The organism is Serratia sp. UGAL515B_01 (assembly GCF_033095805.1).
Classification (GTDB): Bacteria; Pseudomonadota; Gammaproteobacteria; order Enterobacterales; family Enterobacteriaceae; genus Chania.
This window is the reverse complement of the sequence record NZ_CP109901.1, coordinates 1,977,327-1,998,638: the sequence shown is the minus strand read 5'-3', so window position 1 is coordinate 1,998,638 and position 21,312 is coordinate 1,977,327. Positions and strand designations below refer to the sequence as shown.

Annotated in this window: 6 protein-coding genes; 2 read left to right on the top strand and 4 right to left on the bottom strand. The window is 55.0% G+C overall.

The genetic code is table 11. From position 1 onward, the window contains the following. Positions 1–93: 93 nt before the first annotated feature. The 3 genes from OK023_RS09130 to ydiK all read right to left on the bottom strand — a co-directional run bounded on the left by OK023_RS09130 (position 94) and on the right by ydiK (position 16,834). Positions 94–12,789, bottom strand: a complete 12,696-nt coding sequence (locus OK023_RS09130; RefSeq protein ID WP_317697225.1) for an Ig-like domain-containing protein — start codon at positions 12,787–12,789, stop codon at positions 94–96. 855 nt (positions 12,790–13,644) lie between these two features. Next, positions 13,645–14,853: an inverse autotransporter beta domain-containing protein gene (locus OK023_RS09125; protein WP_317697223.1), complete on the bottom strand. Its 1,209-nt coding sequence runs from the start codon at positions 14,851–14,853 to the stop codon at positions 13,645–13,647. An 880-nt stretch (positions 14,854–15,733) separates the two neighbouring features. Continuing rightward, positions 15,734–16,834, bottom strand: a complete 1,101-nt coding sequence (gene ydiK, locus OK023_RS09120) for an AI-2E family transporter YdiK (protein WP_317697220.1) — start codon at positions 16,832–16,834, stop codon at positions 15,734–15,736. Positions 16,835–17,078: 244 nt separating this feature from the next. Here ydiK and OK023_RS09115 point away from each other — a divergent pair, with 244 nt between their 5' ends. Together OK023_RS09115 and menI are read left to right on the top strand one after the other, a co-directional pair. Then, positions 17,079–20,135 (top strand): FAD-binding and (Fe-S)-binding domain-containing protein, encoded by a 3,057-nt coding sequence (locus tag OK023_RS09115; protein WP_317697217.1) that lies wholly within the window; start codon positions 17,079–17,081, stop codon positions 20,133–20,135. Beyond that, entirely contained in the window at positions 20,132–20,548 is a 417-nt protein-coding gene (gene menI, locus OK023_RS09110; protein ID WP_317697215.1) for a 1,4-dihydroxy-2-naphthoyl-CoA hydrolase, read from the top strand. The genes OK023_RS09115 and menI overlap by 4 nt, the downstream gene beginning before the upstream one ends. 36 nt (positions 20,549–20,584) lie before the next feature. On the opposite strand, the gene OK023_RS09105 is transcribed toward menI, so the two are convergent. After that, positions 20,585–20,989, bottom strand: a complete 405-nt coding sequence (locus OK023_RS09105) for a hypothetical protein (RefSeq protein ID WP_317697212.1) — start codon at positions 20,987–20,989, stop codon at positions 20,585–20,587. Positions 20,990–21,312: the final 323 nt, after the last annotated feature.

Here is a 21,312-nt window from a genome sequence, read left to right as displayed (position 1 = left end):
AAGGCTTAACGGCACGGCAGCAAATTGCGCCGCGCCGTGCCCCTCGGTGGTCGCTGACTCACCGAGGTAGTTCCTTATCATCTGCTTAAAAAACTACTGATAGATTATTTGTAAACCTGTGACATAACCAGATCCCTTCGCCGCTGAAGTATAAACGATAAGTCCATGGACTTTATCGGTCACGGTTATACTTGACGTACTGGAATTACTGGTTACGGTAACACCGGAGCCTATACTTTTTTGCGTTGTTCCTTCTTTCCAGCTCAATTTTCCTAACAGGATTGTGTTGGGCATTCCACTCAGGAACCCACTTGTTCCTGATAATGAAGAAATACTATTCAAATCCATTGTGGAACCCTTATTTGATCCCCCGGTCCCTCCAGCAAGCAATACGTTAGATGATGAGTAAATACCATCAATTGCCCACCCTTCCTGGAAGTAAATACTGGGCGTATCGTCAGCATTCACGGCAGTAGTAAACGAAGATGTTGTACCGATAATTGCACTGGTTCTCGCTACAATAACGGTAACTTTTGCGGTTGCTGTGAGACCTCCAGAGGTTATTGTGATATTGCCCGTGGCTCCTTCCGTGGTCGATGAGAGCTTCCCTGCACTGTTAACATTGATTTTAGCATTATCACTACTCCAAGCGCCTGTTTTGGTGATGTTGACGCTGCTGCCATCCGAATAGTTGGCCGCAGCGGTAATATTTTTACTGAAGTATTTAGTCAGCGATACATCTGCACTGCTTAACGTAATACCGGTCATAACAGTTTTAAAGTTTGCGGAGACGGTATTGGAGGTTGCCCCATTCACTTTGGCACTGACGGTTGTTGCCTCCTGCTTAGTATTCACCAGTCCTATAACTGCTTGTCCATTATTATCAATTGGAACAATGTTGGAGGTGGTAAATGTGGCACTTCCGGTAGTGGTAAAAGTGACATTGAGTTTCCCTGCCTGATTTTTTATTACGTTCCCGTTTTTGTCTGTCACGGTCACAACCAGATTATGGGTAGAAAGTGCTGTTGGCGTATCTCCGGCCTTGCTCGTGGTAACAGTTTGGTCCGCTGTGCTCAGAACCAACCCGTTTGTTGCATTGACTGTTGCACTGGCGAGATCGGCTATGAACTCCAACGGGATACTACTATTTTTGCTTCCAACGTTGACAGCAACGGTGCTGGTACCGTCTTTTAGGCTGGTCACCGGTAGAGTCGCAATCCCGTTGACATCGGTTTTCACTTTGATAGTGGTTGGATTCCCCTGGGTATCGGTGACGGTAAATGTGACCTCATAGTTCGGCAGTGGGTTGCCGTTGGTATCGGTAACCGGCAGCGTAACGGTGTTAGCGGTCTTGCCATCGGCCACGGTAGCGCCACTATTGCTGGCTTTCAGCGCATTGTCTGCAATCGTAGCAGTGGTAATGTCGGCAATGAAAGTGACATTTTTATTAGTTCCTGTAGGGCCTGTCCTTGGTGACCACGTATCCGCGTTAATTTTAAAGGTACCCGCTTTGGTATTGGCAAATTCTAGCGTGGCCAGTCCGTCAGGACCCGTAGCGACCTTCTGGTTATTAACGGTATTTGCAAGCGTTGTCTCCGTGGTGCTAAAGGTGACCTCAACACCCGGTACGGGGTTCTGATTGACATCAGTGACTTTGGCCTGCACCTTGTTTTTGGCCGAGTTATTGGCCACGGCGTTATCGATCACTACGGTTAGCCCATCACTGGCAATCATTGCGATGGAGCTGTCTGCAATGAAGGTAACATCTTCATAATCCGAGGTAGTGCCTGCTGTTGGTGACGTCACGGTCGCAGTAATTCTAAAGGTGCCCGCCTTGGTCGTGGCAAAATCCAGTAGTGCCATGCCGTCGGTGCCTGTGGTGACCTTTTGGTTATTGACGGCGCTCGCAAGCGTTGTCTCCGGTGTGGTGAAGGTGACGTCAACGCCCGACACAGGATTACCATTTGCATCAACGACTTTGGCCTGCACCTTGTTTTTGGCCAAGTTATTGGCCACCTGATTACTCGTCAGCGAGGTCAATCCACTGGCAACGATTTTCGCGGTGCTCACATCGGCAATAAAGGTTGCTTTGGTGGTAGCCTGTTTACTGTTATCACTGGTTAGCACCGCGATGACGGTAAATCTTTCGGCATTTTTGCTCTTAAAGCGAGCGGTTACCTTACCTTCTGCGTTTGTCTCTCCGAGGCTTTGTGCCTCAAGCACAATACCGGAGGTGTCACCCTTGATGCTAAAGGTGACTGCCTGATCCGGTAGTGGATTATCATTTCCATCTAGCAGTGTGAGCTCTACCTCGTGTTCAGCCGTGTTATTTGCGACCTGATTATCCGTGCCTTTAAGTACCAGAGCGCCATTCATCTTCACCGTGGAGATATCGGCGATAAAGTCGATGCCGACGCTGACGTCTTCGCCGCCGACGTTGGTGGTGACGGTCACGGTACCGGCTTGTTCACTGGTGACTGGTAGAGTGGCAATACCGTTGGCGTCGGTTTTCACCGTGACGGTGCTGTCGCTGCCGTCCGGCTGGGTCACGGTAAAGGTGACCTCGAAGTCCTGTAGCGGGTTGCCGTTGGCGTCGACCACCGGCAGGGTAACGGTATTGCTGGTTTCTCCGTCGGCGACGGTGGTGCCAGCGTTGCCGGCTTTGAGCGCATCGTCAGCAATGGTGGCGGTGCTGCTGTCAGCGACAAAGTTGAGCGTGACGCTGGCGTCTTTGCCGTCGATCTGGGTGCTGATGGTGACGTTACCGGCCTTGCTGCTGGTGGTATTTTCCGCCGGCAGGGTGGCGATGCCGTTGGCATCGGTCTTGACCACCACATCGGTGGTGGTGCCGTTGGCATCGGTGACTTTAAAGGTGACCTCGAAGTCCGGTACCGGGTTGCCGTTGGCATCCACCACCGGCAGGGTAACGGTATTGCTGGTTTCGCCGTCGGCCGGGGTATTGCCGCTGTTGGCGGCGGTCAGGCTGTTGTCGGCAATGGTGGCGGTGCTGCTGTCAGCGACAAAGTTGAGCGTAACGCTGGCGTCTTTGCCGTCGATCTGGGTGCTGATGGTGACGTTACCGGCCTTGCTGCTGGTGGTATTTTCCGCCGGCAGGGTGGCGATGCCGTTGACATCGGTCTTGACCACCACATCGGTGGTGGTGCCGTTGGCATCAATGACTTTAAAGGTGACCTCGAAGTCCGGTACCGGGTTGCCGTTGGCATCCACCACCGGCAGGGTAACGGTATTGCGGGTTTCGCCGTCGGCCGGGGTATTGCCGCTGTTGGCGGCGGTCAGGCTGTTGTCGGCAATGGTGGCGGTGCTGCTGTCAGCGACAAAGTTGAGCGTGACGCTGGCGTCTTTGCCGTCGATCTGGGTGCTGATGGTGACGTTACCGGCCTTGCTGCTGGTGGTATTTTCCGCCGGCAGGGTGGCGATGCCGTTGGCATCGGTCTTGACCACCACATCGGTGGTGGTGCCGTTGGCATCGGTGACTTTAAAGGTGACCTCGAAGTCCGGTACCGGGTTGCCGTTGGCATCCACCACCGGCAGGGTAACGGTATTGCGGGTTTCGCCATCCGCTGGGGTACTGCCGCTGTTGGTGGCGGTCATGCTGTTGTCGGCAATGGTGGCGGTGCTGCTGTCGGCGACAAAGCTGAGCGTGACGCTGGCGTCTTTGCCATCGATCTGGGTGCTGATGGTGACGTTACCGGCCTTGCTGCTGGTGGTATTTTCCGCCGGCAGGGTGGCGATGCCGTTGACATCGGTCTTGACCACCACATCGGTGGTGGTGCCGTTGGCATCAATGACTTTAAAGGTGACCTCGAAGTCCGGTACCGGGTTGCCGTTGGCATCGACCACCGGCAGGGTAACGGTATTGCGGGTTTCGCCGTCGGCCGGGGTATTGCCGCTGTTGGCGGCGGTCAGGCTGTTGTCGGCAATGGTGGCGGTGCTGCTGTCAGCGACAAAGTTGAGCGTGACGCTGGCGTCTTTGCCGTCGATCTGGGTGCTGATGGTGACGTTACCGGCCTTGCTGCTGGTGGTATTTTCCGCCGGCAGGGTGGCGATGCCGTTGGCATCGGTCTTGACCACCACATCGGTGGTGGTGCCGTTGGCATCGGTGACTTTAAAGGTGATCTCGAAGTCCGGTACCGGGTTGCCGTTGGCATCCACCACCGGCAGGGTAACGGTATTGCGGGTTTCGCCGTCGGCCGGGGTATTGCCGCTGTTGGCGGCGGTGAGGCTGTTGTCGGCAATGGTAGCGGTGCTGCTGTCAGCGACAAAGTTGAGCGTGACGCTGGCGTCTTTGCCGCCGACGTTGGTGGTCACGGTGACGGTGCCGGCCTGTTCACTGGTGACCGGCAGGGTGGCGATCCCGTTGGTGTCGGTTTTCACCGTGACGGTGCTGTCGCTGCCGTCCGGCTGGGTCACGGTAAAGGTGACCTCAAAATCCGGTACTGGGTTGCCGTTGGCATCGACCACCGGCAGGGTAACCGGGTTGCTGGCCTGGCCATCGGCGACGGTGCTGCCGGCGTTGCCGGCTTTAAGCGCATCGTCGGCCACGGTGGCGGTGCTGCCGTCGGCCACAAAATCGATGCCGACGCTGACGTCTTTACCGCCGACGTTGGTGGTCACGGTGACGGTGCCGGCCTGTTCACTGGTGACCGGCAGGGTGGCAATCCCGTTGGCGTCGGTTTTCACCGTGACGGTGCTGTCGCTGCCGTCCGGCTGGGTCACGGTAAAGGTGACCTCGAAGTCCGGTACCGGGTTGCCCTTGGCATCGACCACCGGCAGGGTAACCGGGTTGCTGGTCTGGCCGTCGGCGACGGTAGTGCCGACGTTGCCGGCTTTAAGCGCATCGTCGGCTACGGTGGCGGTGCTGCCGTCGGCGATAAAGTCGATGCCGACGCTGACGTCTTTACCGCCGACGTTGGTGGTCACGGTGACGGTGCCGGCCTGTTCACTGGTGACCGGCAGGGTGGCAATCCCGTTGGCGTCGGTTTTCACCGTGACGGTGCTGTCGCTGCCGTCCGGCTGGGTCACGGTAAAGGTGACCTCGAAGTCCGGTACCGGGTTGCCGTTGGCATCGACCACCGGCAGGGTAACCGGGTTGCTGGCTTTGCCATCGGCGACGGTGCTGCCGGCGTTGCCGGCTTTAAGCGCATCGTCGGCCACGGTGGCGGTGCTGCCGTCGGCCACAAAATCGATGCCGACGCTGACGTCTTTACCGCCGACGTTGGTGGTCACGGTGACGGTGCCGGCCTGTTCACTGGTGACCGGCAGGGTGGCGATCCCGTTGGCGTCGGTTTTCACCGTGACGGTGCTGTCGCTGCCGTCCGGCTGGGTCACGGTAAAGGTGACCTCGAAGTCCGGTACCGGGTTGCCGTTGGCATCGACCACCGGCAGGGTGACCGGGTTGCTGGCCTGGCCGTCGGCGACGGTGCTGCCGGCGTTGCCGGCTTTGAGCGCATCGTCGGCTACGGTGGCGGTGCTGCCGTCGGCGATAAAGTCGATGCCGACGCTGACGTCTTTACCGCCGACGTTGGTGGTGACGGTGACGGTACCGGCCTGTTCACTGGTGACCGGCAGGGTGGCGATACCGTTGGCGTCGGTTTTCACCGTGACGGTGCTGTCGCTGCCGTCCGGTTGGGTCACGGTAAAGGTGACCTCGTAGTCCGGTAGCGGGTTGCCGTTGGCATCGACCACCGGCAGGGTGACCGGATTAGTGGCCTTGCCATCGGCGACGGTAGTGCCGGTGTTGCCGGCGGTGAGGCTGTTGTCGGTCACGGTGGCGGTGCTGCCGTCGGCGATAAAGTCAATGCCGACGCTGACGTCTTTACCGCCGACGTTGGCGGTAACGGTAACGGTGCCGGCCTGTTCACTGGTGACCGGCAGGGTGGCGATACCGTTCTGGTCGGTTTTCACCGTGACGGTGCTGTCGCTGCCGTCCGGTTGGGTCACGGTAAAGGTGACCTCGTAGTCCGGTAGCGGGTTGCCGTTGGCATCGACCACCGGCAGGGTGACCGGGTTAGTGGCCTTGCCGTCGGCGACGGTAGTGCCAGCGTTGCCGGCTTTAAGCGCAGCGTCGGTCACGGTGGCGGTGCTGCCGTCGGCAGTAAAGTCAATGCCGACGCTGACGTCTTTACCACCGACGTTGGTGGTCACGGTGACGGTGCCGGCCTGTTCACTGGTGACCGGTAGAGTGGCGATCCCGTTGGCGTCGGTTTTCACCGTGACGGTGCTGTCGCTGCCGTCCGGCTGGGTCACGGTAAAGGTGACCTCGAAGTCCGGTACCGGGTTGCCGTTGGCATCGACCACCGGCAGGGTAACCGGGTTGCTGGTCTGGCCGTCGGCGACGGTAGTGCCGACGTTGCCGGCTTTAAGCGCATCGTCGGCCACGGTGGCGGTGCTGCCGTCGGCGATAAAGTCGATGCCGACGCTGACGTCTTTACCGCCGACGTTGGTGGTCACGGTGACGGTGCCGGCCTGTTCACTGGTGACCGGCAGGGTGGCAATCCCGTTGGCGTCGGTTTTCACCGTGACGGTGCTGTCGCTGCCGTCCGGCTGGGTCACGGTAAAGGTGACCTCGAAGTCCGGTACCGGGTTGCCGTTGGCATCGACCACCGGCAGGGTGACCGGGTTGCTGGCTTTGCCGTCGGCGACGGTGCTGCCGGCGTTGCCGGCTTTAAGCGCATCGTCGGCCACGGTGGCGGTGCTGCCGTCGGCCACAAAATCGATGCCGACGCTGACGTCTTTACCGCCGACGTTGGTGGTCACGGTGACGGTGCCGGCCTGTTCACTGGTGACCGGCAGGGTGGCGATCCCGTTGGCGTCGGTTTTCACCGTGACGGTGCTGTCGCTGCCGTCCGGCTGGGTCACGGTAAAGGTGACCTCGAAGTCCGGTACCGGGTTGCCGTTGGCATCGACCACCGGCAGGGTGACCGGGTTGCTGGCCTGGCCGTCGGCGACGGTAGTGCCGGCGTTGCCGGCTTTGAGGGTACCGTCGGTCACGGTGGCGGTGCTGCCGTCGGCGATAAAGTCGATGCCGACGCTGACGTCTTTACCGCCGACGTTGGTGGTCACGGTGACGGTGCCGGCCTGTTCACTGGTGACCGGCAGGGTGGCAATCCCGTTGGCGTCGGTTTTCACCGTGACGGTGCTGTCGCTGCCGTCCGGCTGGGTCACGGTAAAGGTGACCTCGAAGTCCGGTACCGGGTTGCCCTTGGCATCGACCACCGGCAGGGTAACCGGGTTGCTGGTCTGGCCGTCGGCGACGGTAGTGCCGACGTTGCCGGCTTTAAGCGCATCGTCGGCTACGGTGGCGGTGCTGCCGTCGGCGATAAAGTCGATGCCGACGCTGACGTCTTTACCGCCGACGTTGGTGGTCACGGTGACGGTGCCGGCCTGTTCACTGGTGACCGGCAGGGTGGCAATCCCGTTGGCGTCGGTTTTCACCGTGACGGTGCTGTCGCTGCCGTCCGGCTGGGTCACGGTAAAGGTGACCTCGAAGTCCGGTACCGGGTTGCCGTTGGCATCGACCACCGGCAGGGTAACCGGGTTGCTGGCTTTGCCATCGGCGACGGTGCTGCCGGCGTTGCCGGCTTTAAGCGCATCGTCGGCCACGGTGGCGGTGCTGCCGTCGGCCACAAAGTCGATGCCGACGCTGACGTCTTTACCGCCGACGTTGGTGGTCACGGTGACGGTGCCGGCCTGTTCACTGGTGACCGGCAGGGTGGCGATCCCGTTGGCGTCGGTTTTCACCGTGACGGTGCTGTCGCTGCCGTCCGGCTGGGTCACGGTAAAGGTGACCTCGAAGTCCGGTACCGGGTTGCCGTTGGCATCGACCACCGGCAGGGTAACCGGGTTGCTGGTCTGGCCGTCGGCGACGGTAGTGCCGACGTTGCCGGCTTTAAGCGCATCGTCGGCTACGGTGGCGGTGCTGCCGTCGGCGATAAAGTCGATGCCGACGCTGACGTCTTTACCGCCGACGTTGGTGGTCACGGTGACGGTGCCGGCCTGTTCACTGGTGACCGGCAGGGTGGCGATCCCGTTGGCGTCGGTTTTCACCGTGACGGTGCTGTCGCTGCCGTCCGGCTGGGTCACGGTAAAGGTGACCTCGAAGTCCGGTACCGGGTTGCCGTTGGCATCGACCACCGGCAGGGTGACCGGGTTGCTGGTCTGGCCGTCGGCGACGGTAGTGCCGGCGTTGCCGGCTTTAAGCGCATCGTCGGCCACGGTGGCGGTGCTGCCGTCGGCCACAAAATCGATGCCGACGCTGACGTCTTTACCGCCGACGTTGGTGGTCACGGTGACGGTGCCGGCCTGTTCACTGGTGACCGGCAGGGTGGCGATCCCGTTGGCGTCGGTTTTCACCGTGACGGTGCTGTCGCTGCCGTCCGGCTGGGTCACGGTAAAGGTGACCTCGAAGTCCGGTACCGGGTTGCCGTTGGCATCGACCACCGGCAGGGTGACCGGGTTGCTGGCCTGGCCGTCGGCGACGGTGCTGCCGGCGTTGCCGGCTTTGAGGGTACCGTCGGTCACGGTGGCGGTGCTGCCGTCGGCGATAAAGTCGATGCCGACGCTGACGTCTTTACCGCCGACGTTGGTGGTCACGGTGACGGTGCCGGCCTGTTCACTGGTGACCGGCAGGGTGGCAATCCCGTTGGCGTCGGTTTTCACCGTGACGGTGCTGTCGCTGCCGTCCGGTTGGGTCACGGTAAAGGTGACCTCAAAATCCGGTACCGGGTTGCCGTTGGCATCGACCACCGGCAGGGTAACCGGGTTGCTGGCTTTGCCGTCGGCCACGGTGCTGCCGGTGTTGCCGGCGGTGAGGCTGTTGTCGGTCACGGTGGCGGTGCTGCCGTCGGCGATAAAGTCGATGCCGACGCTGACGTCTTTACCGCCGACGTTGGTGGTCACGGTGACGGTGCCGGCCTGTTCACTGGTGACCGGCAGGGTGGCAATGCCGTTCTGGTCGGTTTTCACCGTGACGTTGGTTTCGCTGCCGTCCGGCTGGGTCACGGTAAAGGTGACCTCGAAGTCCGGTAGCGGGTTGCCGTTGGCATCGACCACCGGCAGGGTAACCGGGTTGCTGGCCTGGCCGTCGGCGACGGTGCTGCCGGCGTTGCCGGCTTTGAGGGTACCGTCGGTCACGGTGGCGGTGCTGCCGTCGGCGATAAAGTCGATGCCGACGCTGACGTCTTTACCGCCGACGTTGGTGGTCACGGTGACGGTGCCGGCCTGTTCACTGGTGACCGGCAGGGTGGCAATCCCGTTGGCGTCGGTTTTCACCGTGACGGTGCTGTCGCTGCCGTCCGGCTGGGTCACGGTAAAGGTGACCTCAAAGTCCGGTACCGGGTTGCCGTTGGCATCGACCACCGGCAGGGTAACCGGGTTGCTGGCTTTGCCGTCGGCGACGGTGCTGCCGGTGTTGCCGGCTTTGAGGGTACCGTCGGCTACGGTGGCGGTGCTGCCGTCGGCGATAAAGTCGATGCCGACGCTGACGTCTTTACCGCCGACGTTGGTGGTCACGGTGACGGTGCCGGCCTGTTCACTGGTGACCGGCAGGGTGGCGATCCCGTTGGTGTCGGTTTTCACCGTGACGGTGCTGTCGCTGCCGTCCGGCTGGGTCACGGTAAAGGTGACCTCAAAATCCGGTACCGGGTTGCCGTTGGCATCGACCACCGGCAGGGTAACCGGGTTGCTGGCTTTGCCATCGGCGACGGTGCTGCCGGCGTTGCCGGCTTTAAGCGCATCGTCGGCCACGGTGGCGGTGCTGCCGTCGGCCACAAAATCGATGCCGACGCTGACGTCTTTACCGCCGACGTTGGTGGTCACGGTCACGGTACCGGCCTGTTCACTGGTGACCGGCAGGGTGGCGATCCCGTTGGCGTCGGTTTTCACCGTGACGTTGGTTTCGCTGCCGTCCGGCTGGGTCACGGTAAAGGTGACCTCAAAGTCCGGTACCGGGTTGCCGTTGGCATCGACCACCGGCAGGGTGACCGGGTTGCTGGCCTGGCCGTCGGCGACGGTGCTGCCGGCGTTGCCGGCTTTAAGCGCATCGTCGGCTACGGTGGCGGTGCTGCCGTCGGCGATAAAGTCGATGCCGACGCTGACGTCTTTACCGCCGACGTTGGTGGTCACGGTCACGGTACCGGCCTGTTCACTGGTGACCGGCAGGGTGGCAATGCCGTTCTGGTCGGTTTTCACCGTGACGTTGGTTTCGCTGCCGTCCGGCTTAGTCACGGTAAAGGTGACCTCAAAGTCCGGTACCGGGTTGCCGTTGGCGTCGACCACGGGCAGGGTGACTGGGGTGCTGGTCTGGCCGTCGGCCACGGTGCTGCCGGTGTTGCCGGCGGTGAGGCTGTTGTCGGCCACAGTGGCGGTGCTGCCGTCGGCCACAAAGTCAATGCCGACGCTGACGTCTTTACCGCCGACGTTGGTGGTGACGGTCACGGTACCGGCCTGTTCACTGGTGACCGGCAGGGTGGCGATACCGTTGGCGTCGGTTTTCACCGTGACGGTGGTTTGCTTGCCGGCAGTGTCGGTGACAGTAAAGGCGACCTCGAAGTCCGGTACCGGGTTGCCGTTGGCGTCGACCACCGGCAGGGTGACCGGGTTACTGGTTTTGCCATCGGCCACGGTGCTGCCGGAGTTGCCGGCTTTGAGGGTACCGTCGGTCACGGTGGCGGTGCTGCCGTCGGCAGTAAAGTCGATGTCGACGCTGACGTCTTTACCGCCCACGTTGGTGGTGACGGTAACGGTACCGGCCTGTTCACTGGTGACCGGCAGGGTGGCAATGCCGTTCTGGTCGGTTTTCACCGTGACGGTGCTGTCGCTGCCGTCCGGCTGGGTCACGGTAAAGGTGACCTCGAAGTCCGGTAGCGGGTTGCCCTTAGCGTCGACCACCGGCAGGGTGACCGGGTTGCTGGTTTTGCCATCGGCCACGGTGCTGCCGCTATTACTGGCGGTAAGAGCGTTGTCGGCAATCGCCGCCTCAGGCAGGCTGGAAACCAGGGTCACTTTGGCATTGGTGTTAGCGAGAGGCGTTCCTTCTACGATAGCCGTCATATTGACGACGCCCATCAGGTTGCCTGCCGTCAATGTGGCCAGGTAAGTACCGGGTTGCTCGGGGGATTCCGTCACGCGACTCAGCGTATATTCTTGTGTCGCAGGGGTAGTTACCGCCGTTACCTTCCCACTGGACTTGCTCTGCTTACTCATCCGTGCGGCACGGGGTGTGACGGGTACCGATTGCTGGGCCTCAAACTCGCCTACCAACTGTATGGATCCTGCAATGCCTGTGACAGGCTGCTGATTCGGATCGCTCAGGGTCAAGACAATCGTAGTATTCGATTGGCTGTCTGCGGGCAGTGTCGTTTGGCTAGACTGCAACGTGGCCTGCATGCCGTCAATCCCATAGCCGGTTACCAAGATCTGCGTCTGGGCCACCTGGGATTTGTTGCCGGCTTTATCGTAGACCACCAGGCTGAGTGGGTAACTGTTGTTGCCGCCGGGAATGTAAGCAGGCAGGGTGACCTGCCAGTGACTCCCGCTCCCCGTAACCTTGCCCTTGGCGGCGGCCAACAGGCTGTCATCCCATTCATACCGTGTCACTCCGTTTTTACTGGTGGTTTTAACCTGTAACGAGAGGGTCTGCCCGGCGTTTCCCTGCAATGAGGGGGGCAATGAGACGCTGAGTTGGATTTGTTCCTGATACTGCAACACGATTTCGTTATTACGATCGACCAGATCATAACGGCTCCCTGCCAGGCTGCGTTTGGCCGCCACATTCGAGGCCTGAATCTGTTTTGAGAATGCCGTGCCGAAGGCATAATTAAAGGCAAGATTGAATTGGGTGTCCTGCATCCCTTGAGTGCCTTGTTTATGGTCAACGCCGAATGTCACCAACGGGATGGGGGTGTAGTTGACGCCAAAACTTATGGCATGCGGATTAGACTGGAGTTTGTCTTTGCCAAACAGCCCGACATTCCCACCAAAATACTGTTCGTAGGCCACTTTTGCGCCCAATTGGGGCAGTGCGGGAATGTAACCTTCGGCACGTACGTCAAAACCGCTGGCGGCTTTTTCATTGTATCCGGCGAGGTTTTTAGAATCCTTCCAGCCATCCAGAGCCAAATAGGTGTTGGTTGAGAGCCGCAGGTTATCGCGCATATATTCGGCCCCTAACCCCCCGCGGGAATGCTGCCCCTGAATATCGCGGTCGAGAAACAGGTTATAGCCGAACATCTGGGTGTCAAGGAAATGACGTTTCCCAACCCCCAGGTTCAGGGTGAGGTCGCCATCCGCATCGCTGCGAAGCCCCAACTGGCTGAAGGTCAGGGCGCTTGGGGTATCTTCGAGGGCAAAAAGCGCATCTACCTGGCTGCCGTTGAGCGCTAGGTCATTGTCGAGGTCCAGCTGGACTTTGGCACTGCCGAATTGATTCAACCATTCTTGCACGGCTTCATTGCCCTTGCTGGTCGCGACCCCCCGGGCGAGGTTTTCCGCTGATTGTGTGGCATCGTTGCTGGTGAGTACGTTAGCTAGGCGAGAGGCGGCGGTTGCCGTTGCCTGTTCTCCACGTGAGGCCATGCGTTTTCTATCGGTTGTTTCGGCCATGACAGCGGGCGTAAATGCGACCCCTAACGGGAACAGAGCCTGTGTGACAATATTGGCCCAGGCTAATGAAACGGACACTTTGGATTTTCTGAAGTTTTTTCTGGTGAATTTGGATTTTTTGAAGGATACCAGTGCGTCTTTAGCTTTTTGAAAACGACGTTTTTTCATTTTTATTGTCCTATTTGTTATTAACAGGAACTAGGGTCATTTAATACCACATTAGATATCCCAACAATGCCTGAAGCTCGATTCGAGTGGCTGAAATCATACTCATTGTAATTAATTCAAGCATGCTTGAAAGTATAGACTCAATTAACTCACTCTGCATGTGTCAGGGAAAAATTGTGTGTTGAGCTTTTTTACATTAACACACTGTTTTTTATAAAAACCTTGAGTTTCTCAGAAGGTAAACTCAAGGTCACTCGGCCAATAAATATATCTCTACGTTACCGTTACTCTGAGTTGCTGTATTAAAGTAGGGGGGGCGACCTAGCCAACCGTGTATTTGAAAGATAGGATAGACTTAGTTTTGAGTTGTAAGAATATTCTTTATATGTGTAGATTTTTTGGGGGTTATTGAAATAAGTGCCTACTTTTATTATCTGAGATGCTTAGAGCTTTATAACCTTTGCTGGTATCTTTTTGATCTAAGATGATTCTGTTTTCCATACATTTTGGTGTGTAGACTGCAAATAAATTCACGCGGTTTATCTTGGTTAACTCAAAAAATAAATGACTTTGCATTCAAAAGTTAATGCCATAACTTCGCTAAATATTATATCCCTCTAAAGGGAATCAGGCTGAGTTGAATATTTTGAACAATGTTTTTCCTTTGCGTTTCGTGTGGTGGTAACCACAGTAACGTTATTGTATTCAGTCATAATGACTAAGTTGGTAAGAATATAGAGATGCTGCCGTATTCTGCAATGCCAGATAAAGGCTATGGGCAGGTTTGTAACGTTCGAGGTGCAAGTAGCTGATAGTGGTCCATGTACAGTGGAGCCTGTTAGCCTCTCAGGTGGTCTACACGTTATCAGCCCGATATTCTGTTACTAGAATTTGCGTCTGGGCAGACCGTGATTTGTTTCCGGCCTTATCGTAGACCACCAGACTGAGTGGGTAGCGGTTGTCGCCACCAGGTACGTAAGCAGGCAGAGTGATTTGCCAGCTATCCCCATTACCAATAATTTTGCCGTTGGCGGCGGTCAATAGGCTGTCATCCCATTCATAGTATGACACCCCATTTTTGCTGGTGGCTTTAACCTGTAATGAGAGTATCTGCCCGGAGTTTCCTTGCAGCACTGGGGGCAATGAGACGCTGAGAGAGCTTTGTTCCTGGTATTGCAAGACCATTTCGTTATTACGATCGACCATGTCATAACGGCTGCCAGCCAGGCTGCGTTTTTCGGCTACATTCGAGGACTGTATCTGTTTTAAAAGCGGTGTACCGAAGGAATAATTAAATGCAATATCGAAGTGGGTATCCTGCATTCCTTGTGTTCCTTGCTTGTGGTCAACGCCAAATGTTACCAACGGGATGGGGGTATAATTTACGCCAACGGTGATCGCATGAGGGTTGGTCTGGAGTTTGTCTTTGCCGAACAGCCCGACGTCATCACCAAAGTATTGTTCGTAGGCCAATTTGCCGCCTAATTGAGGCAACGTAGGGATATAGGCCTCTGCACGTACATCGAAGCCGCTGGCGGCTTTCTCATTGTATCCCGTCTGTTTTTTAGAATTCATCCAACCATCTAGGGATAAATAAGTATTCATTGAGAGCCGCAGGTTATCGCGCATATATTCGGTGCCTAATCCGCCGCGGGAATGTTGCCCCTGAATATCGCGGTCGAGAAACAGGTTGTAGCCGAACATCTGGTTTTCAAGAAAATGACGCTTGCCCAATCCCAGGTTCAGAGTGAGTTCGCCATCAGTATCGCTGTGAAGCCCTAACTGACTGAAGGTCAGGGCGGTTGGGGTATCTTCAATGGCAAAGAGTGCATCCACTTGACTACCATTGAGAGCCAGTTCATCGTCAAGAGCCAATTGGACTCTAGCACTGCCAAACTGATTTAACCATTCCTGCACGGCCTCATTTCCCTTGCTTGCAGCAGCTCCGCGGGCGAGGTCTTCAGCAGATTGTGTGGCATCATTACTGGTGAGCACATTAGCCAAGCGGGAGGCGGCGGTTGTTGTCGTCTGTTCTCCTCGTGAGGCTGTACGCTTTCTATCCATTGTTTCTGCCATTACAGCGGGCGTAAATGCGACACCTAACGGGAATAAAGCCTGTGCAACAATGTTGACCCAACTTAATGAGAGAGATAGTTTTGATTTTTTGAAGTTTTTTTTCGTGGTCTTTGATTTTGAAAAGCGACGTTTTTTCATGCTTATTGTCCCATTCTTATTAATAGGAACTAAAGTCGTTTAATACCACGCTAGGCTGTGTCCCTAAATTGCCTGTGGTGCCGTCGCAGACCCAAAAGCCCGTTATCAAGGCAGAGGGTGAAGGGCAGATAGCCCTCTGTTCAAACGCGACAACACAGAAAATGCCTCCTTTGGGTTGAAGCCATTGGCGTGCATTGCTGGGTTGTCCGCCGCTTATTTGGCCCACCCAAGCTCGCGGTTCACGCCTTGCTCTGCACGCAAATGACCTTCAGCGGTGCTAGCGTGCAATTGAGGGACACAGCCTAGACTTTCAAACAAACGCTTACGCAAGATTAAAATTGCTGAAAAGAGATACATCAAGCTAATTTGATTTTAACGGGTCTTTAAAAATTGTAGACTCGAATAGTTTACTCTGCATGGATTGTGGTTGTGTCATTTTAAGAAAAAAGAGGATGTCCTGATGTTCAGCTCACTATCAGGTGGAAATCTCTATACTTCAGTTCATTCAAGTTGCTGGTAGGCGGCAACTGAGAGAACCCAAGAGCTTGGTAAACCCAATGTATTAAGTTCACTTATTCTTTTGCATAAGAAGAGAATAACCAGCGGTTCTCATCTGATGCTCTTCTATATATTGAGGGAGTTGCACGCCTCGCTACTTGCAGAGGCCGTCTGCAAACGACTGATGGCCTCCCTGGAGGCCCCAACGTACCCCTCCCTCTTGTGGGCTCGATTAATTTTGTTCTGAATTTTTTGCTATTTCTTCTGTATCGATATCTGGCACAGGCGCTTCATTGACCCAAGCGCTGAGCAAACGGTAGGAAACAGCGAGCACGACCGGGCCGATAAACAGACCAATCATACCAAATGCCAGCAACCCTCCGATAACGCCTGACAAGATCAGAATCAAGGGCAAGTCGGCACCCATACGGATCAGCGCAGGCCGCAGGACGTTGTCCAGTGTGCCTACTACGCAGCTCCATACTAACAATACAGTGCCCCAGGTAGTGTCACCGCTCCAGTAAAGCCAGATAATCGCCGGGATGAGTACCAGCAACGGCCCTAATTGTGCAACGCAGAAAACGAACATCAGCACGGTTAGCAAGGTAGCGGCAGGAATACCGGAAACAGCCAGGCCAATCCCCCCGAGTACGGATTGCACTAATGCTGTTACTACTACTCCCAGAGCAACTGCCCGAATCGCTTGCCCGCCAAGTACCACAGCTGCATCACCACGCTCTGCGCCAAGACGCACCGCAAAATGTCGTATTGCCATAGCAACCTGTTCGCCACGGGCATACAGCAAAGCACTGAACAACAACATCAGCGTACAGTGCATCAGGAAGCGGCCAATGTGCGCTGCTTGGGTGACGAACCAGGTCGCTGTCTGGCCGAAATAGGGTTGTACTTTGGCGATCAAGGCAGCTCCACCTGTATTGACTAACAGATGATAGCTGTTAAAAACTCTGTCTCCGATCAGCGGGATAGACCGCAACCATTCTAGGTTAGGGATGTGGATCTTCCCTGGCGCGTTTACCCAGGTCACAATGGGAGCACTGTTGTCGACGACGCTACTGATCAGTAGCGCAATAGGCAGAACAAAAAGCAGGAGCAGCAAAAGCGTCATAGCCAGAACGGCCAGTGAGCGACGCCCCCAAAGCAAACGCTGTACCTTAATCAGTAGTGGCCAGGTCGCAATTACCACCATGCCCGCCCAAGCAAAGCCAAGAATAAAGGGTTGAACAACCCAAAAACTGGCAACGGTCATGATGGCAATAAATAGCACGCCAAAAAGAATTGTGGGCAAATCGTATCGGCGATCCGGTTGTATCATGGATATGTTTTCATCCTATTAAAATTAAGTTCTTTGTAGGTTGGCATCATGAAGGATTTTTAGCAATTTTCACAGTTGAACGCAGGTTTTACTGTAGGGCAGTTCTGTTACCACGACTTTGTGATAATGTGAATGTGTTGACTTAACAACGTTTATCTCGGGTGGGTCTGAATTTGGGCCTGATGCAGCAATTAAAAACTTAGCGCCTATGTAAATAGGCGAGACAGACAGGGTCAAAAAGCGAATGATCCCACAGATTTCTCAGGCGCCTGGACTTGTTCAACGGGTGCTGGATTTTTTGGAAGCATTAAAAAAAAATGGATTCAGCGGTGATACTGCCACCAGTTATGCCGATCGCCTGACCATGGCGACGGACAACAGCATTTATCAGCTCTTGCCAGAAGCCGTCGTGTTTCCACGCTCAACCGGCGACGTGGCTTTACTTGCCCGCCTGGCTGATGAAGAACGTTTCAAGGCATTGACCTTTAGCCCGAGAGGCGGTGGTACCGGTACCAATGGCCAGTCACTGAATAGCGGCATCGTGGTTGATATGTCACGCTATATGAACCGCATTCTGGAAATTAATGTCGAACAGGGCTGGGTGAAGGTTGAAGCCGGAGTGATCAAAGACCAGCTTAACCAATATTTACAGCCATTCGGCTATTTCTTCTCCCCAGAGCTTTCCACCAGTAATCGCGCCACGCTTGGCGGCATGATTAATACCGATGCATCTGGCCAAGGTTCCCTGGTTTATGGCAAAACCTCTGATCATGTTATTGGGCTGCGTGCAGTATTGCTGGGGGGGGATATCGTCGATACCCGCGCGATGCCAACGCTATTAGCTGAAACGATCGCGCGGGAAAATACGCCTGAAGGTCGTATCTACGATACTGTGCTTAACCGTTGTCGCGATCAGCGGGCACTGATCCTGGAGAGGTTCCCCAAGCTCAACCGGTTCCTTACCGGTTATGATTTGCGCCATGTACTGAGTGACGATCTAAAAAATTTTGATCTGACACGTATTCTCACCGGTGCTGAGGGGACCTTGGCATTTATTACCGAAGCACGGCTCAATATTACGCCATTGCCGAAAGTGCGCCGTCTGGTTAACGTAAAATATGACTCTTTCGACTCTGCACTGCGTAATGCGCCATTCATGGTAGAAGCCAAGGCACTGTCGGTTGAAACCATCGATTCAAAAGTACTCAATCTGGCGCGTGAGGATATTGTTTGGCATTCAGTGAGTGAATTACTAAGCAATGTGCCGAATAAAGAGATGCTCGGGCTGAACATTGTTGAATTTGCCGGTGATGATGAAGCATTGATCGACTCACAAATGACTTCCCTTTGTGAACGCCTGGATGAGTTGATTGCCACACAACAATCAGGGGTGATTGGCTATCAGGTTTGTAGTGAACTTGGGGCTATTGAACGTATCTATGGAATGCGTAAAAAAGCGGTTGGGCTGTTGGGCAATGCCAAAGGGCATGCCAAACCGATCCCGTTTGCTGAAGATACCTGTGTGCCTCCTCAACATTTGGCTGATTATATTACTGAGTTCCGTCAACTGCTTGATAGCCATAACCTGAGTTATGGCATGTTTGGGCACGTTGATGCTGGCGTGCTGCATGTACGCCCTGCGCTGGATATGTGCGATCCGCAGCAGGAAGTGCTGATGAAGCAACTTTCCGATCAGGTGGTTGCTCTGACGGCCAAATACGGCGGTTTGCTATGGGGGGAACACGGTAAAGGTTTTCGTGCTGAATACAGCCCGGCATTCTTTGGCGAAACCCTGTATGAGGAACTGCGGCGAATAAAGGCGGTGTTTGATCCGCACAATCGTCTCAATCCAGGTAAAATTTGCCCGCCATTGGGACTTGATGCGCCAATGATGAAAGTAGATGCGGTGAAACGAGGCACCTTCGATCGCAGGATCCCTCTCGGCACCCGTACCTCTTTCCGTGGGGCGTTGGAGTGTAACGGCAACGGCTTGTGCTTTAACTTCGATGTCCGTAGCCCAATGTGCCCATCGATGAAAATTACTGGAAATCGCATCCATTCGCCCAAAGGCCGTGCGGCGCTGGTACGCGAGTGGCTTCGATTGCTGGCAGAGCAAGGCGTCGATCCTATCGAGCTGGAAAAGCAGCTGCCACAGCAGCGCCTTAGTTTCCGCACGGTGATCGCCAAAACACGAAACAGTTGGCGTGCCAACAAGGGGGAGTACGACTTCTCACATGAAGTGAAAGAAGCGATGTCGGGCTGTCTTGCCTGCAAAGCTTGTTCAACCCAGTGTCCGATTAAGATCGATGTACCAGGGTTCCGTTCGCGCTTCCTGCAACTCTATCACACTCGTTATTTACGCCCGGTCCGTGACTATATGGTTGCCGGCGTGGAAAGTTACACTCCGCTAATGGCGAAAGCGCCGAAAGTATTCAATTTCTTCTTTAAGCAGTCATGGGTACGTGAATTGAGCCGTGCCAGCATAGGTATGGTGGATTTACCGCAGCTCTCTAGCCCGACGCTACGTCAAACATTGGCCGGGCATAGTGCTTTTAATATGACACTTGAACAGCTTGAAACACTCAGTCAGGCGCAGCGCGCACAGTATGTGTTGGTGGTGCAAGACCCGTTTACCAGCTATTACGACGCGCAAGTGGTAGCAGACTTTGTCCGGTTGGTGGAGAAGTTAGGCTATAAGCCTGTCGTGTTGCCATTCTCACCAAACGGGAAAGCACAGCACATTAAAGGATTCCTGACACGTTTTGCCAAAACGGCACGGAAAACAGCCGATTTCCTTAATCGAGTGGCCAAGCTTGGTCTGCCTATGGTCGGAGTAGATCCTGCGCTGGTACTGTGTTACCGCGATGAGTATCAGGAAATTCTTGGCGATTCACGTGGTAATTTCCAGGTCTATTTGGTGCACGAATGGTTGCAACCGTTGCTGGAAAAACGGGCGGTACAACCTACCTTAGGGGATACTTGGTATCTGTTTGGTCATTGCACAGAAACAACTGCACTACCCACTAGTGCTCAGCAATGGGCCGCCATTTTTGCCCGTTTTGGGGCAAAAATGGAAAATGTTAGCGTGGGTTGTTGTGGCATGGCTGGAACTTACGGTCATGAAGCCAAGAACCAGCAAAATTCGCTGGGTATTTATGAATTGTCTTGGCACCAGGCGCTGCAACGCTTGCCTCGGCAACGCTGTCTGGCGACCGGTTATTCTTGCCGTAGCCAGGTGAAACGTGTTGAAGGCAATGGTGTGCGGCATCCGCTGCAGGCTCTTCTGGAGATCATTGTGTGAAACTTTGGAAACGAGAAACAACGCTGGAGCAACTTAACCAAACGGGTGAAGGGTGTATGGTTGGGCATGTTGGTATTCAATTCACCTGCATGGCGGATGACTATCTGGAAGCGGTTATGCCCGTTGATCAGCGTACTACACAACCTTTTGGTTTGTTACATGGCGGTGCCTCTGTCGTATTGGCTGAGTCGATGGGCTCAATGGCGGGTTATCTGTGTACCGAAGGGGAACAAAAGATCGTTGGATTAGAAATTAATGCTAATCATATTCGGGCAGTATTCAAAGGGCAGGTGCGCGGTGTTTGCCGTGCCTTGCATATTGGCAGGCGCAATCAGGTCTGGCAGATAGAGATTTTCGACGAACGAGATCGTCTTTGTTGTACTTCACGGCTGACTACCGCTGTGCTGGAATGATAGAACTTCCCCGCAGCCCTTAACCTGTGGGGATTTTCATAGTTGAAAGGGAACTCGCTTTGCAAAATCTTGTTGTAGAGCATTCGCTTTTTCCCACACGCCTTCCATCGAATATTTCTGACAAATCAGTGTCAACGAGTAACGCGAAAAATGGTAGCTTTGAATCCGGAATAGCTGGCAGCGTTGAGAATTGTTAATCTCGAGAATCAGTCTGTTATGCAGTTTGCCAAGTGTGAGCAGGTAACTTTCGTCATCGCCATTTTCCAGACACAAATTGGCTAGGGTGAGGCTCACGTTGTTGTAATGTCTTAGATGGTTGACGTTACACTCAGGTCTTCTTAACGCGGTTTCAGCCATATAAAAATCTACTGTGGTATCACGTAGGCTAAACTTGTATTCATCAATTTTGCTCAGCAACCACGCTTTTATAGAAATATTCATTTAGCTACACCCATTTAATGATAATAATAATCATTATCATAATTTTAAATAAAGTAATGATCAATGCCGACGTACGCTTTATGTTGTGTTCGCTCGGCCTATGGCCAGGTAAAAATTTGTCAGTGAACCTTTACAAATGAACTGAAATTTTCCGTTTTTCAAACCAAATTATTGGCATTTCAGCGAGTTAGTCATTGACAGTGATGCGTGCTGATTGCGTTATAACATATTGATTTTTAGACAACTTATTGCCTTTGACCTGGTTCTTGTTACTATTGTTGAGAAAATGTCAGGATCTACCTGACCGTAAGTGCCGATGGTCG

What these genes read in the sequence shown, in the direction of transcription:
- OK023_RS09130 (WP_317697225.1), bottom strand. Translation starts at nt 12,789, where the DNA reads ATGAAAAAACGTCGTTTTCAAAAAGCTAAAGACGCACTGGTATCCTTC.
- OK023_RS09125 (WP_317697223.1), bottom strand. Translation starts at nt 14,853, where the DNA reads ATGGATAGAAAGCGTACAGCCTCACGAGGAGAACAGACGACAACAACC.
- ydiK (WP_317697220.1), bottom strand. Translation starts at nt 16,834, where the DNA reads ATGATACAACCGGATCGCCGATACGATTTGCCCACAATTCTTTTTGGC.
- OK023_RS09115 (WP_317697217.1), top strand. Translation starts at nt 17,079, where the DNA reads ATGATCCCACAGATTTCTCAGGCGCCTGGACTTGTTCAACGGGTGCTG.
- OK023_RS09105 (WP_317697212.1), bottom strand. Translation starts at nt 20,989, where the DNA reads ATGAATATTTCTATAAAAGCGTGGTTGCTGAGCAAAATTGATGAATAC.